The following is a 14557-nucleotide window of genomic DNA, read 5'->3' as shown; positions in this document are numbered from 1 at the left end:
CTCGCCAGGCTTACTTTATTTCCGGTCCATAAAATTTCAAACCTAAAACACCTGTCATGATCAGTAGCATGAAAAATATTTCCACGTAGGAGAGGCGCTGATTTAAAAACGAAACTTCTACTAATTTAATCAGGATGAGGGTTACCGCTGTCCAAACAGCATATGCTACGGCTGTTGGCACCAGTTTTATTGCCAGCGAAAAAAAGTAGATATTGCCGATGCCAAAAACAATATAGCCAACAAAAGGTAACCATACTGGCAGGCCATGTTGCAGGCTTAAAACAGAATTAAGACGAAGTGCCTTCAAATCGCTGAATTTCATGAATTTTAGCGAGAATGTCCAGGCCGCTTCAAATGCGGCTGCGATTAAAATATATAGCCAGGCCAATATGTTTTTAGTTTTGTTGTAGTACGTTTTCTTGTTCGGATACTAAGGTAACGGGTTGCTGCTCAATCTCCAATTTAGGTGCATTGTTTATTTTAACAGGAAGTAAAGTTTTCATCCAATTCATAAACCGTGGCCGCAGGTGATAATACCAGTTAAACCAGCGGTATTTGAGCAGCGTTTTTTCGTCGAAGCGTTTTACGCTGAATGCATGCTGCAAAAAGTAATCTTTGGGGTAATCATAATAGAGGCCCCAGTTTTCGGGCTTGTTGCCAGGCGTGTGGCCCGGGTCATAAACGGTACCGAAAAGGTAATCCCAAAATGAAAACTTCGTTGCGAAGTTGGCGTGAAAAACTTCCTGGTAATTGGCATGGTGCCATAAATGCAATTGGGGCGAGTTAATGATGTACTTAAGCTTGCCCATGTTTACCTTAATATTGCCGTGTATAAACATGCCAAACATGGCATCTAACATAGCTTTTATCGGTATAACTATTGGGTTGGCACCTAACAAAATGATAGGTGCAAACTCAATGGTTTGATTAATGATGATCTCCATGATATGCGAACGCGAACCGGCTAAAAAGTCAACCTCCTTGCCCGAGTGGTGCGCCTCATGAATACGCCAGAAAAATTTATTGGAGTGCTGAAAGCGGTGAAACAAATAAATATAAAGGTCATGCGTAAGCAGGAAAAACAAAACTTGTAATGCTACAGGCCAGTTACTTATTAAATGCATATGCGACAGATCAAAATGCGCCTCTAAAGGCTTAATGATATAATCGAAAATGAGGATTTTTAAAAAATAACTTTGTATCAGTGTATACCACACTAAATCAATCCAAAACCCCTCCCTGAAAAATTTCAAGCCTTTTCTGTAAGGCGATATTCGTTCCCAGGCAATGATGAATCCTATCCAGCAAAAAAGGATAATAGATGTAATTATGGTGGCTAGTTTTTCCGGAGACATTATGATTTAACGCTTGGTTTCTCTTTATATTCGTCGCTGATGTTTACCCTTAAACGTTTCATTGGTGCAAGTTCTGATTCGTAAACACGTTTTTCACCGTCACCAGCTGCCGTTTCAACATCCCTGATGTCGCGCACTAAACGTTGTAAACCCTGAGGCTCAACAGAAGCAGCATGGTCAGATCCCCACATGGCACGGTCGAGCGTAAAGTGGCGCTCAACAAAAGTTGCGCCCATAGCTACTGCACCCACGGTAGTTGCCAAACCTGTTTCGTGGCCCGAATAGCCGATAGGGATGCCCGGATATTTATTCTCCAGCGTCTGGATCATTTTAAGGTTAAGCTCATGCGGAGGGCATGGATAAGCTGAAGTTGAATGAGCAATAAACAGTGGATAGTTTTCATCAAAGGCATTGATATAATCCATAGTTGTTTCGATCTCTTTCATGGTCGACATACCGGTTGAAAGCATTAACGGTTTGCCGGTTTCAAGGATACGCTGGATCAGGGCAAAGTCGGTTAATGACGCCGACGCCAGTTTGTATAGGATGGTATCAAACTGTTCCATAAAATCGACAGATGGTGCGTCCCAGGCAGATACAAACCAGTCGATACCTACTTTTTTGCAATATTGGTCGATGGTTGCATATTCGGCTATGCCAAATTCGGTTTTACGTTTGTAGTCGATATAGGTAATGCGGCCCCATGGGGTGTCACGCATAATTTCCCACTGATCGCGCGGCACGCAAATTTCAGGTGTGCGTTTTTGAAATTTAACCGCATCGGCTTTGGCTGCTACAGCCTCATCAATTAATTTCTTACAAATATCAAGTGAACCATTGTGGTTGATGCCAATTTCGGCAATGATATAGCTTGGTTGGCCTTTGCCAATTATCCGGCCGTTTTGTAAAGTGATGGTGCCATTTCTTTTACCCGATAAGTATTTTTCGTTTTTGGCTTCGATAATCAGTTCGGCAAACTCCCGGAAGCACCCGTCGCCACCATTTAATGAACTTACGAAGTCTACCTGTGCTTTAACGTGCGGTAAAGCATCGGCAGGAGACGCGGTAAGGCCGGCCAGTTTCATCACTTCCAGGTCGTTGTAATCATCGCCGATAAAAGCAACTTCGGTAGGTTGCAGCTCTAAGCGGCCGCAAATTTCTTTAAAAGCAGCTACTTTATCTTTTGTACCTAAATGCAGTTCGGTGATGTGTAATTTTTCTGCTCTTTTAATTAATGACGGCGAGTTTTCGCCGGTAATAATACCAGTATTTACATCAGCAAATTTGCGAAGGCGTTCAACCCCCATACCATCGCGCATGCTGAATTTTTTTAAAAGCTCGCCGTCGTGATTGTAGTATACTCCGGCATCTGTTAAAACCCCATCGTTGTCGGTAAGCAATAATTTAATGCCGGCCGCTTTTTGTTTTAAAATCTCGTTCATAATAGTTGGTTTAAATTAAATAGCTGTCCACCCCCCGTCCACAACCAGGTTAGCGCCGGTCATATAAGCCGATGCCTCGCTGGCCAGGAATATAAGCGCGCCCTGATAGTCTGACGCTTGGGCCATGCGCCCTAATAAAGTTTTTGCTGAATAGTTGCCAATGAAATCTTCGGTTTGCCCGGCTTCAACGCCGCCCGGAGAAAGGGTATTTACCCTCACGCCGGTATGGCCCCAATAGGCTGCTAAAAAGCGGGTGAAATTGATGATAGCCCCCTTAGTAACCGGGTATGCTGCCGACTTGTAAAAAGTCTGCTGACCGCGCGAATCGCGGTAAATGCTTTGATCTGGCCCAACAATGCCATAGGTTGAAGCTATATTAATGATACTACCGCTGCGTTGCAAGGCCATGTGTGTACCAAATACCTGTGAGCATAAGAATACGCCGGTAACATTTACATTAAGCGATTGCTGAAAAGCTTCCAGCGGATAGTTTTCAAACGCAGATAGCTCCTTAGCCATGGCCGGGTTCTCGAACTTATCGTTAATGGCGGCATTATTTACCAGTACATCAACCGAATCATATTTATCAAGCGCTACGTTAAGCGCGTCAATTAATGAGTCCTTACTGGTTACGTCAACGCCCAGGCCCAGGTGGTTACCCCCCAGTTGTTCGGCAAATGCCTTGGTCGCTTCGGCGTTTATGTCGGCAACTATCACGTTTGCACCTGCTGCTGCAAGGGCTTCGCAATGTTTACGGCCGATGAGCCCTAAAGCACCCGTTACAACTGCAGTTTTCCCTTTTAATGAAAACAGATCCATGACTTAGGCTATACTTTTAGGTTTGATGTTGTAATTGCTCACCTTACGGAAAACGGCCTCTAACACTTCACCTTTTAGTTGACCTTTGATGTTACCGCTTTCGATGGCTGCTTTTAGCAATGGCAATACATCACGGTAAGCAGCAAGGATGTAGTCGATATCCTCGGTGGTGTGGCTGTAGCACATATTGTGGAAGCCAGCCCAAAGCACGCCGCGTTTTATCATTTCCTGCTGCATGAAGGTTTTTACTTCCAGACCGTTACCTGCATCAGGAGTAAAGGTTACCATGCTGCGGCAGTTAAAACCTACACAATGGGTGTATTTATCAACGCCCAACTCAATGGCAAGGCTGTTGTAGCCATCTTTTAAAAGTGCACCATGTTCGTCAAGGTATTGTGGTACCTTTTTATCGCGAAGCTCATTGATCGTAGCGATGCAAGCCGCTAATGATAAAGCTTCGCCGCCAAAGGTTGTATAGCTGAATACTTCAGAGTTGAACAACTCCATCACATCGGCACGGCCTGTTAACAATGCTATTGGCATACCGTTGGCACATGCTTTTGAAAACACAGCCAAATCAGCTTTAACATTGAAATACTCCTGCGCGCCACCAACTGCTACACGGAAGCCTGTCCACATTTCGTCAAAAATGAGCAGGGTGCCATTAGCTTTGCAAACTTCTGCCAGTTCCTGCAGATAGCCCGGTTTCGGTGCCTCAAAAATGAAAGGCTCCAGTATAAGGGCAGCAACTGTTTCATCCAAAGCTGCTTTTACTGATTCAATGTCATTATATTCAAAAGTGTAAGTTAAATCCTGGATAGCTTCAGGCACACCCGAGTTGCGACTGGTGATACCAATATACCAGTCGTGCCAGCCATGGTAACCACAGCAAAATACCTTATCGCGACCAGTAAATGCACGTGCTACGCGGATAGCTGCCGAACAAACATCAGCTCCTGTTTTAGAGATCTTTACCGCTTCAGCATTAGGTACAACCTGTTGTACCAGTTCTGAAAGTTCAACCTCAAGTGGGTGCATCAATGAAAAGGTAATACCATCATTCAATTGCTGACTAATAGCCTCGTCAACAGCAGGGTAGGCATAACCCAAAGAAATAGGGCCGATAGCCGAGTTCAGGTCAATATATTCGTTACCGTCTACATCCCATACATGCGATCCTTTACCTTTTACAAGATATTTTGGCGCTACACCTTTGGTAAATTGACCCGGGCCTTTAGCGAGGGTTTGAGTAACCGGTTTCTGAACTTTTAAAGCGCGTTCGTATAATTTATCTGACTCGGTAATGTTTGGATAATCGTTGTTAAGGTCTATTTTATTAGCCATGGTCAATATTTTTATTCTGAAAATTCAGGTGTTAAAATTTGTGGTTGGTTGTGGGTAGTTTGGTAGCCCAGTATTTTTTCGGCAATCTGTTTGCCTGTAAAACCTTCATGCTCCAATACAGAAGGAAGCAGTGCCGGCCTGAACCATTTTTCGTTCAGCGCCATAGGCAGTACGTTAGCTGTGGTACGGTGTTTTAATAAAACTTCGGCTACAATGGCGTAAAGACCACCGGTTAAAAAATGGTCTTCAAGCGTAACTACCAGTTTGCTTTGTGCCGATGCTTTTAATATAGCCTGCTCATCAACAGGTTTAAGGCTGCGCATGTTGATCAAACCCACAGAAAGGCCTTCGCTTTTCAGCATTTCAACAGCGATGAGCGCCTGCTCAAATAACAAGCCGTAGGTTAAAATAGTTACATCGCTGCCCTCAGCTATCACTTCGGCTTTGCCTGGGGTAAAAGGTTCGTGTACGTAAGTGGTTTTGCGTGTGTTGATGCGGGTGTATGCCGGGCTTTTGCTTTCCCAGATCTGAGGCAGCATTTTTACCAGGTCATCTTCATCAGCCGGGGCAAATACGGTTACATTAGGGATGCCACGCATAATCGAGATATCTTCAACAGCCTGGTGGGTTGGCCCGTTACCATCTGATAAAAAACCGGGGATGAATGAGCTCAACTTAACCGGCAAATTGGCTATGCCAACATCGGTACGTACAAACTCAAACGCACGCATGGTTAAAAAAGCGGCAAGCGCGTGTACTACCGGGGTACGACCACGCAGGGCAAGGCCCGCCGCCGCACCAATCATGGTTTGCTCGGTAATACCGGTATCAATAAAACGTTTGCCTAATATACCGGGCAGGTTACGTACCAGCGCGCGGTTTTCGGCGGTCATTACAATCACTTGCTCGTTGGCAAGGGCTGTTTGGGTTAAAAGTTCTTCGTAACTCATCTTATCGCACCACTAAAGTTTCTGATGTTAATGTTGTTTGATGTTCGCCGTGCAGCTCTAATAAAAGCTGCTGAATCTCGTCTGCATTGAAATTACAAAACCACCTATCTGCACGTTCCTGTATGCTTGGCAGGCCTTTGCCGCGCACTGTATCGGCAATAATGACATTAAGTTTTTCGGCCTGAAAAGGGAAAGCGCCAAAAGCTTCGTCAAGCTCAGCAAAACTGTGTCCGTTTATTCTTTTAACGGCTGCGCCAAAGGCTTCAAACTTATCGGCAAGCGGTTCCAGCGGAATCAGGTCTTCCGTACGCACATTGGCCTGGAAGTGGTTACGGTCAACCACGAATAGCAGGTTATCCAGTTTATAAGCGTTGGCTACCAGCATGGCTTCCCAGCAGGTGCCTTCGTTCAACTCGCCATCGCCCAAAATGCAAACAACTTTGTTTGTGCCGCCGCTGATCTTCAAATCCATAGCAACGCCAATAGCTACCGAAGGTAAATGACCTAATGAGCCTGAGTGGAACTCAATGCCTGGAATTTTGGTGTTTGGGTGCCAGTAAATATGATCATTAAGTAGCAGGTGGTTTTTTAAACGTTCTTTCTCCAATAAACCCAGCTCGGCAAAGGTGCCGTACAGGGCGGGCACATCGTGGCCTTTTGACAGAAAAAGGTAATCGCGGTTTGGATCATCAAGATTATCCTTGTTAATGTTTAAAAAGCGGCTATATAAATAAACAATAAGGTCCACCGCCGATAGCGATGCACCTGTAAAACACCCGCCATCGGTAGACATGCGGATGATGTGCTCCCGTACCTTCAGAGCGGTGCCTGTTAATTCCTGGTAATTGTTGTTCTCCACTGTTATCATTCGCTTGTTATAATTCCTGTAAGTTTTTTGAGGGTGCCTGTTTGGTTTGGGCAGATGTAATGGTTTTTAGCTCATCTACATGGTGCCTGTACCAGTTTACCCCGGCATATTGTGCATTGATATTATAGATCTCGGGTTTTTGAGTTAGCAGGTTAAGAATATCATCGCACGAGAAATTATTGTTATCTGCATATAATTCGCGGAATACCCGTTCTATGAAATAATAGTCTTCTGCATAGTCAATCGTAAACCGGTGCGACATGGAATAATCCAAACCGGCAGGCCAGGTTACGTTACCAAGCCTGAATAATTGAGGATTTTCCCATATATAAGGAGTGGTATGCTCCAGTTCCAGCTCCCGGCTTGCTTGTTCCCAAGCTTTGGTGAGGCAATCCATGGTCATGATCTCCACATCGTTGCCATCGGGATATGTAGCCGGGTGCAGGTTGCTTACAAAATCAAAGCTGTTTTGGTTGGCAAAAAAGTAATCCAATACATGGTCCACAATACGCGGATCAATGAGCGGGCAATCAGAGGGGATCTTTAATACAACATCTGCATTATGCAATTTCGCTGCCTGGTAATGCCTGTCGAGCAGGTTATTCAGACTGCCGCGATAATAAGGGACACCTATGTTAATAGCTTCATTGATGATGATATCATCAGCCGGCGTTTCGGATGTGGCAATGATCACTTCAGCCTCATGGCTAATCATTTTAAGCCGCTCAATCATCCTTGCCAGCAGGCTTTTACCCAATATAGGCAGCATTACCTTACCCGGTAAACGGCTCGAAGCCATGCGGGCCTGTACTACAATTAATATTTTCTGTTTCACGGTAAATGATTACCAGTTAGCTATTAGTTCTTCGGTTAATTGCGTCTCCGGCTTATTAACCTGGTATTTATCCATAGCCGTGTGCGGGTCAAAACTTTTCTTATCGCCATCGTGGTTTAAAAAACCGCGGCAAATGGCAGCGATATTTCTTGCTGATACGCCATCGTTTTGTATCGGTGCAAGTCTTTTAAGCTCATCGACATCAAAAAGTGAATGAACTTTTTTGCCTAAAGCAATACCTGTATAAACTACAGTTGAGTATTGTGTAATAAGCTCACAGCAATTAGCTATCATATGGTTAGTATTGCCTTTACTGTATACCAATGTACCGGCCGGCGTATTGGCGTAGATTTCTTTTTCTGCACGCCCGACATTCTCATTCGGATGAAGTTTAAAGAGCAATGGACGGCCATTGGCAATTTTTACTGCTTTTTTAATAAAGGCAATCCTGTTTTCAATGCGGAATGTTTCGCGCATATCAGTAGTGGCTACCATTACATAGTTGTGGTGCGGAAAATCATTATTAACGTGCTGAACCAGGTTATCATAGTTTGGCATGCCGGTTACCACAATTTTGCGTTCGCTGGTACCTTTACCTGTAAAGTACTGTTTGTAACCTTCTGATGCGGCACAATAGACATCACATATGTTTGACGAACCGTTTAACGAGGTGTTGCCGCAAAGTGTAGGAGGAAGCTTTAGGGCTTTAACAACACTGCTCCAGGGAGTGTAACGATCAATCATACCCTCTTGCACCCAAATGGTTTTAATGTTGCGCATGCGCGGAGGCACAATCAAATCGGTACAGAATACAACAAGGTCATATTTGTTTTTTTGTGCCCTGAAATCAATTTGTAAAGCATGTTTTTGAAGGTACTCTTCAGAAATAAGCCTGAATTTGGTAGAAAGCACTGTGCCGCTAAGCAGGGTAGTTTTATTAATAATGGTATTTAAGGTAGTATTATCAGTAAACAACTGGCTAAACCAGCAGTCAAACTCAGGCAGCTCATTAGCTATCTGGTGCATTTGAGTGGTTTGGTTAATTGAACCTGTAATGAATAATATTTTCTTCATCCTTTTATTTCAATTAGCTTTAATTCCCGAAATTTTGTTTGTGAAAGGCATTAAGGTATAGACCGATTTTGTATAGATTCTGTAGTTAGCCGTTGTGAAAAGAAATTGGCCGGATGACATAGTAATATTGTTAGGTTGAGTAGTTGTCATATCAAATTTCAAAATATTGCATGGCCAATTCTTTACAAATTCCTGATTCAGAATTTAAATAAGAAGTTGCCATATCCGGCTAAAACTTATGATTTGATAAATGTAGGAGGGTAGTTTTTAAATAATGAAAACCCAAAGTTATCAAATCGTTAAGCCGTAATTTTCAGTAAATTATTTATTAACAAACGCGCCGCTCTGTTAATTGCTTTAAACAGAGTATTATAGTGCAGGAGAGAGAAATTAAAAAATGCAGTAAGGTTAATTGAAATACAAGTTACAATCAATTTACACTATTGCAAAATTTTTTTTACAAACAATAAATTGATATATGTAATGACTAATTTAACTGGTTTTTGAAGTTTGAATATCAGTTGGGGAAAGTAAATATTGCCCTCGGGGGGGTAGATGCTTTTAATGTTGTAGGTCTCTTTATAATAGGTTATCTTGAAAAATTTAGTGGTATATTTAGTATGGCTAAACCATTATTTTAAACAAGATCAGTATAGCCGTTATGAATAGCACTATCATCCCACCAAGGAAAAGGTAATCTGCCACGGCTTCCGAACGTCCGCCGGGTTTTATATTTCCCCGGATGGACAGAAAAGACAGTATACAGCTTAGCATAAAAAAAACAAGTGCTATGGTTACTGTTTCGTCAATATAGGTCCGGTCGGACATTTTCAGGAATTTCAATGAGGTAAGCACCACAAAGCACAAGCCCAGTAAATTTGATGCTGCGTTAAGGATGTGTGGCGATTTATCGTTGCGGGTCATACAATCATAAAACTAATAAAATTTAGTATTTAGAGGCTGTTTGCTTTCAAAATCTTTTTCGGTCAATATCAGAACGGTAATAACATAACCGCCTGCCTGATGTGTAAAATGATTACAGATTGATTATTTTTACCTGTGTAAGAGTTTAAAAGACTATTAAGATAACAGCGATATTGTTGTGTTATTCAGAATCGCCTTTTAAAATAACGATATATCGCTACTTTTTTTGTGCTGATTTTTGTTAAGTATCTGTATTTTAGATGCTTGCGTGTTTGGTATGTCTCTTGTTAACAGTTTAGTTTATTGTATTTTAAGTCCTGCATCTTAAACACATCACCTCATGACAAAAAGGATACTTACTATTTTATTTCTTACGGGCTCGGCAGTGTATGCTAATGCCCAGGCTATAGCGCCATCGGCCTGGCAAAAATTTCCGGATAGCACTGTTGTAAGTGTTCACGCCTCATATGATGATGTAAGCGGGATTCACCGTTGGCTGTTCGGCGAAAACTATCGTAAGGACTGGGCCATGAAAGTGAAGCTTCCCGTTATAAAACTATCGCAAATAAATGGCGGACTATCACCTATTAAACAAGGTGGTGGTATGGAATCAAAGTCGTTACGTTTGGAAGATAAAACCGGCCGCGAGTGGGTATTGCGTAGTGTTGAAAAAACACCGGATAAATTGTTGCCTGAAAATTTGCAGGGTACCTTTGCTGTTGATTGGGTTGGTGATGAATTTAGCGGCCAGCACCCATATTCCGCTTTGATTGTGCCACCGCTTGCCGAAGCTGCGCATGTACCGCACGCCAACCCGGTTATAGGTGTTGTAGCCGACGACCCGGCGCTTGGACAATACAGCAAGTTGTTTGTTGGCACCGTATGTTTGATAGAGGAAAGGGAGCCTGTTGGTTCATCAGATAATACCCTTAAAATGGAAGGGCAACTGCTTAAAAGCTATGACAACAGGTTGGATGGAGAAGGCTTTTTACGCGCCCGAATGCTTGATCTTTTAATGGGTGATTGGGACAGGCACGAAGATCAATGGCGCTGGGCTGATACTAAAAATGGTAAAGGTAAAACCTATGTTGCTGTACCACGTGACCGTGATCAGGTATTTCACGTTACACAAGGTGTGTTTCCGAGTATTGCAGCCCTGCCATGGATAGATCCCTTACTTGAAGATTTTACAGGGGATATTCCGCATGTGAAATATTCTCTTTTTAAAACAAGGTTCATGAAGCAGTATCCGGATGCACAAATAGGCTACGAACGATGGATGCAGATTGCCAATGAATTTGTTAAAGCCGAAACTGATGCTGTGCTCGAAGAAAGTTTAAAACGCCTGCCTGCAGAAAGCTATAAATTGAGGCATAAAGAGTTGCTTGCCATATTAAAACAACGCCGGGATAATATACCGGCAGCAATGAGTGAGTATTATAAATTCACTAATAGGATAGTGGATATCCGCGCTACTGATAAAAGCGAACTGATCACCGTTGCCGATGCGCCCGACAAGGCTATGCGTATAACAATTAATAAACTGAATAAAGATGGCGAAACCAAAGATCAGTTTATGGATATGGTGTACAAGCCCGAAATCACTAAAGAAATAAGATTGTATGTTTCTGCCGGAAATGACCGCATAGTTATTAATAATGCCAATTCGCCCATTAAGTTAAGATTGATTGATAGTGTAGGTAGTAAAACTGTTGAGGTTAAGCAGTCGGTACAAACAATAAAATTTTATGGTCGGCGGGATAGCACCAATTTTACCGGCAACGTCGGCCAATTAAATAAGCATCTTTCAAATGATACCTCAAATACTCAGTTTTTACCCACCAATTTATACAATGTGTGGATGCCGCTTGCCACTGCAGCGTTAAATAAGGATGATGGCTTTTTACTTGGCCTGGGTTTTCAATATACCGGTCATGATGGTTTCAGGAAATTGCCTTATTCAACATTACAGCAGGTAATGATCACCCATTCGTTTGCTACGGATGCTTTCAGGATCAAATACCGGGGGGAATGGATAGATGCCGTTGGCAAAGCTGATTTTACTATGCAGGCCAACATCCAGTCGCCTGATAATACGGTGAACTTTTTTGGCCTGGGTAATGAAAGCCCGTTAAATAAATTTCCTGGTTATCGTACTTACTACCGTACACGGTATGATATTTATCAGTTTGATCCGGCTTTACGCTGGCATACGGGCAAGAACAGCGATATCAGTGCTGGTCCGTCATTTCAATATTATCATCTCAATCTCAATGACAATACCGGGCGGTTCATCAATCAAACATCGCTCATCAATTCTTACGATAGCTTAACAGTTGGGAAAAATAAAGCTCATCTTGGCGCACTGATCAATTATATCACAAATCAACGTGATAATAACATCCTGCCTACAAAGGGCTACTATTTTACTGTAACGGTACAAGGTTATGAAGGACTTAACAGTTATTCCAAATCTTTTGTACAGATTAAGCCAGAGTTTACTTTCTATCAAAAACTAACCCCTGGCGGTGCTATTGTATTATCTGATCGTGTTGGTGGCGGTGTAAGTTTTGGAAAGCCGGCCTTTTATCAATCAATGTTTTTGGGCGGACAAGGCAACCTATTGGGGTATCTGCAAAACCGGTTTGCAGGCAAGCATATCGTGTTCAATAATTTACAGGCAAGGGTTAAACTTGCTGATATAGCCAGCTATATTTTACCTGGCCAGTTGGGTTTGGTAGGCTTTTATGATACGGGGCGTGTTTGGATAGAAGATGAGCATTCGGATAAGTGGCATACCGGTACCGGCGGCGGGTTATATTTTGCACCGGCAAGTTTAACAGTATTGCAATTGCTGGCCGGTCATTCAAGTGAGGGCTGGTATCCTTACATATCGCTTAACTTCAGGTTGTAGTGAATCTTTGCCGAAGTTGGTAGAGGTAAAAAAATCAAAAAAATTGCAACGTTTTTTTTGAAAAAGCGTCATATTCTTAAACACGCGATCATGAAAAAACTAATCTTCTCACTTATGGCTTCGTTACTAACGGTTTCGATAGCCTTTAATGCTTCCGCGCAAACTGTAACCCGCAACGTATCGGGTTATAACGGTATTGCCTGTGGTGGCCCATTTAACGTATTTATTAAAATTGATGGAACCGAAAGCCTGAAACTTGATGTTGATGCCAATGTAGTTGATGATATTAAAACTGAAGTAGAAAACGGCATATTAAAAGTTGAATTTAAAGATCACTGGAAAAACCACCGCAATATGCAACGCGCCAACATTTACATCACCGCAAAAAGCCTTGGATACCTTGCTAACAGCGGTTCAGGAAATGCAACTGTTGATGGTACAATGACCGCCGAAAATGCCAAAATTGCGTTAAGCGGTTCTGGTAATATTAAAACTGCTGTTAAATCAGGTACTTTGGATCTGAAAATCAGCGGATCGGGCTCAATTGATGTTAATGGCAGTACAGGTATGGCCGACTGCCGTATTTCAGGTTCGGGAGAGATCAACGGTAAATCATTAAGAACTGAAACTGTTGAAGCTTCAATTGCAGGTTCAGGAAATATTAATTTGATTGCCAGTAAAACAGTTTCTGCGCGTATTTCTGGTTCAGGAAGTGTTGTATATTCCGGTACCGCAACAATTGGTACAACCCGTTACGCGGGATCAGGCAGGGTTAGCAAAGCTGATTAAAACCTGGTTAACTTACTATATCGAAAGACTGCTTCTTCCGAGCGGTCTTTTTTTGTTATTAGTGTAGCGAATTAAAAGTTTCTATCGTACGGATAGGTAAAACCTTCACTTTATGATTAAGCCTGTATTGATATTTAAGAATTTAACTGTTTGCCTGTTGCTGTCGGTTTTGTTTTCTCTTGGCGCCTGTAAAAAAGACAAGGCGCAGCAACCCGTCAAAAAAAATACATCCCTTTTTGGCCAGTGGTATATTCCGGTTAAAGAGGGGGAACAAGCGCGTTATTTAGTATTCTCGTCGGATAGTACTTTTATTTTGGCTGATGTAACTTATAAAAATGGTAATTCAACAACGGTTCAGTACACCGGGAAATTTCATACTAAAGGAGATGGATTAAACATTGTTATCGCAAAAAAAATCGTAAGTGAAGGTAGTAATGTTATCAGTACCGACCCTTCTAACGCTCAATTTTATACCAATTCGGCGTTTGTTGTCGACAATTATAAATTGACCATAAACTATAAAGACAATACCGGGGCTGCTATGAAAAGTATTTTTTCGATGGTACTTCAGGATAAAGTTATTTGATTTAGTTTTGTTTTTTAAGCACCCCGGTCGGGGTGCTTTTTTGTTTATACTTTATTAATTCCGCCGGCCACACGTTGAGCCTAACGAATACATGATTCCCCTTGCTTAAATTATCGGCATAAGTGCCGGCGAAATATCAATTCACATAGCTGGAGTAAACCCTTTGCGTTGGCCCTTTAGTTTAATCGCCTGGTATATCATAATCAGAATAAATAACACCAGCATGATCAAAAGTCCCATTTTTACTACAGGAGAGCCAGGTCCTTCAGCCAGTGGTTGTTCAACCGGAAGTCTGGTGAGCGTTTCAACTACAGCAGGTACTAATGAGAAAAATAAGGTGGCTGTCATGCCTATAGTTTGTACATAATCGGCCTTGCTGCCAAAAATGCGCAGGGAGGGGGCATAGTAAACAACAGGCAATAATATTAAAATAAGAAACGAAAGGTTGTGGGCACTGCTCAGGTGACCGGTTTTCATAACCAAAAATGAGGATAAACAGGCCAGCACGGTAAAAACACCGTAAAGCCTGCCGTTTTTTGTTTTAGGGGCGATTTTCCCGTCCTGAAACAATGCAATAAAACCGATGGCAACTCCCACAAGACTTATGGCTGTATGAATAACTCCTAATGTTGATAAATGATTTGGCATAACAGTGAT

The 14557-nt window shown here is 42.3% G+C and carries 14 protein-coding genes; 3 read left to right on the top strand and 11 right to left on the bottom strand.

Features of this window, described 5'->3' with window-relative positions; translation table 11 throughout:
• Window positions 1-10 precede the first annotated feature (10 nt).
• The 10 genes from IEX80_RS08535 to IEX80_RS08490 form a co-directional block, all read right to left on the bottom strand.
• Window positions 11-388, bottom strand: a complete 378-nt coding sequence (locus IEX80_RS08535; RefSeq protein ID WP_208102497.1) for a DMT family transporter — start codon at window positions 386-388, stop codon at window positions 11-13.
• Window positions 389-395: 7 nt separating this feature from the next.
• Complete coding sequence (locus tag IEX80_RS08530; RefSeq protein ID WP_090526845.1) at window positions 396-1355, bottom strand: sterol desaturase family protein; 960 nt, start codon at window positions 1353-1355, stop codon at window positions 396-398.
• Complete coding sequence (locus IEX80_RS08525) at window positions 1355-2797, bottom strand: N-acetylneuraminate synthase family protein (RefSeq protein ID WP_188832649.1); 1443 nt, start codon at window positions 2795-2797, stop codon at window positions 1355-1357. The genes IEX80_RS08530 and IEX80_RS08525 overlap by 1 nt, the downstream gene beginning before the upstream one ends.
• A gap of 15 nt (window positions 2798-2812) precedes the next feature.
• Window positions 2813-3616, bottom strand: coding sequence for an SDR family oxidoreductase (locus IEX80_RS08520; protein WP_188832648.1), 804 nt, complete (start codon window positions 3614-3616; stop codon window positions 2813-2815).
• Window positions 3617-3619: 3 nt separating this feature from the next.
• Window positions 3620-4960 carry an aminotransferase class III-fold pyridoxal phosphate-dependent enzyme gene (locus IEX80_RS08515; RefSeq protein ID WP_188832647.1) on the bottom strand — a complete coding sequence of 447 codons (1341 nt, stop codon included), beginning with the start codon at window positions 4958-4960 and terminating at the stop codon, window positions 3620-3622.
• A gap of 11 nt (window positions 4961-4971) precedes the next feature.
• A complete protein-coding gene (locus IEX80_RS08510) occupies window positions 4972-5910 on the bottom strand; it encodes a transketolase family protein (protein ID WP_188832646.1) in 939 nt (312 codons plus the stop codon).
• A 1-nt stretch (window position 5911) separates the two neighbouring features.
• The gene (locus IEX80_RS08505; RefSeq protein WP_188832645.1) at window positions 5912-6778 is read right to left on the bottom strand and encodes a transketolase; all 867 of its coding nucleotides are present in this window, start codon (window positions 6776-6778) and stop codon (window positions 5912-5914) included.
• A gap of 7 nt (window positions 6779-6785) precedes the next feature.
• A complete protein-coding gene (locus IEX80_RS08500) occupies window positions 6786-7613 on the bottom strand; it encodes a cytidylyltransferase domain-containing protein (protein ID WP_229701565.1) in 828 nt (275 codons plus the stop codon).
• Between the two features lie 9 nt (window positions 7614-7622).
• Entirely contained in the window at window positions 7623-8687 is a 1065-nt protein-coding gene (locus IEX80_RS08495; protein WP_188832644.1) for a UDP-N-acetyl glucosamine 2-epimerase, read from the bottom strand.
• Window positions 8688-9311: 624 nt separating this feature from the next.
• Window positions 9312-9611: a hypothetical protein gene (locus tag IEX80_RS08490; RefSeq protein WP_090526856.1), complete on the bottom strand. Its 300-nt coding sequence runs from the start codon at window positions 9609-9611 to the stop codon at window positions 9312-9314.
• A gap of 340 nt (window positions 9612-9951) precedes the next feature.
• On the opposite strand from IEX80_RS08490, the gene IEX80_RS08485 reads away from it, so the two are divergent.
• The 3 genes from IEX80_RS08485 (at window position 9952) to IEX80_RS08475 (ending at window position 13900) form a co-directional block, all read left to right on the top strand.
• The gene (locus IEX80_RS08485; protein ID WP_188832643.1) at window positions 9952-12525 is read left to right on the top strand and encodes a BamA/TamA family outer membrane protein; all 2574 of its coding nucleotides are present in this window, start codon (window positions 9952-9954) and stop codon (window positions 12523-12525) included.
• Between the two features lie 90 nt (window positions 12526-12615).
• Complete coding sequence (locus IEX80_RS08480) at window positions 12616-13314, top strand: head GIN domain-containing protein (protein ID WP_090526860.1); 699 nt, start codon at window positions 12616-12618, stop codon at window positions 13312-13314.
• A 112-nt stretch (window positions 13315-13426) separates the two neighbouring features.
• Window positions 13427-13900: a hypothetical protein gene (locus IEX80_RS08475; RefSeq protein WP_129567630.1), complete on the top strand. Its 474-nt coding sequence runs from the start codon at window positions 13427-13429 to the stop codon at window positions 13898-13900.
• Window positions 13901-14041: 141 nt separating this feature from the next.
• On the opposite strand, the gene IEX80_RS08470 is transcribed toward IEX80_RS08475, so the two are convergent.
• Window positions 14042-14548 (bottom strand): hypothetical protein, encoded by a 507-nt coding sequence (locus IEX80_RS08470; protein ID WP_176627525.1) that lies wholly within the window; start codon window positions 14546-14548, stop codon window positions 14042-14044.
• Between the last annotated feature and the right edge of the window lie 9 nt (window positions 14549-14557).

The sequence above is a fragment of the Mucilaginibacter rubeus genome, from assembly GCF_014643835.1.
In the GTDB taxonomy this organism is placed as follows: domain Bacteria; phylum Bacteroidota; class Bacteroidia; order Sphingobacteriales; family Sphingobacteriaceae; genus Mucilaginibacter; species Mucilaginibacter rubeus.
Note: the sequence above shows the minus strand (reverse complement) of the source record. Positions and strands in the feature narration are given on the sequence as shown.

Excerpts from the sequence above, each read along its gene's own strand:
- IEX80_RS08480 (WP_090526860.1), top strand. The coding sequence starts at position 12,616 with ATGAAAAAACTAATCTTCTCACTTATGGCTTCGTTACTAACGGTTTCG.
- IEX80_RS08470 (WP_176627525.1), bottom strand. The coding sequence starts at position 14,548 with ATGCCAAATCATTTATCAACATTAGGAGTTATTCATACAGCCATAAGT.
- IEX80_RS08520 (WP_188832648.1), bottom strand. The coding sequence starts at position 3,616 with ATGGATCTGTTTTCATTAAAAGGGAAAACTGCAGTTGTAACGGGTGCT.
- IEX80_RS08490 (WP_090526856.1), bottom strand. The coding sequence starts at position 9,611 with ATGACCCGCAACGATAAATCGCCACACATCCTTAACGCAGCATCAAAT.
- IEX80_RS08485 (WP_188832643.1), top strand. The coding sequence starts at position 9,952 with ATGACAAAAAGGATACTTACTATTTTATTTCTTACGGGCTCGGCAGTG.
- IEX80_RS08475 (WP_129567630.1), top strand. The coding sequence starts at position 13,427 with ATGATTAAGCCTGTATTGATATTTAAGAATTTAACTGTTTGCCTGTTG.
- IEX80_RS08510 (WP_188832646.1), bottom strand. The coding sequence starts at position 5,910 with ATGAGTTACGAAGAACTTTTAACCCAAACAGCCCTTGCCAACGAGCAA.
- IEX80_RS08515 (WP_188832647.1), bottom strand. The coding sequence starts at position 4,960 with ATGGCTAATAAAATAGACCTTAACAACGATTATCCAAACATTACCGAG.
- IEX80_RS08505 (WP_188832645.1), bottom strand. The coding sequence starts at position 6,778 with ATGATAACAGTGGAGAACAACAATTACCAGGAATTAACAGGCACCGCT.
- IEX80_RS08530 (WP_090526845.1), bottom strand. The coding sequence starts at position 1,355 with ATGTCTCCGGAAAAACTAGCCACCATAATTACATCTATTATCCTTTTT.
- IEX80_RS08495 (WP_188832644.1), bottom strand. The coding sequence starts at position 8,687 with ATGAAGAAAATATTATTCATTACAGGTTCAATTAACCAAACCACTCAA.
- IEX80_RS08525 (WP_188832649.1), bottom strand. The coding sequence starts at position 2,797 with ATGAACGAGATTTTAAAACAAAAAGCGGCCGGCATTAAATTATTGCTT.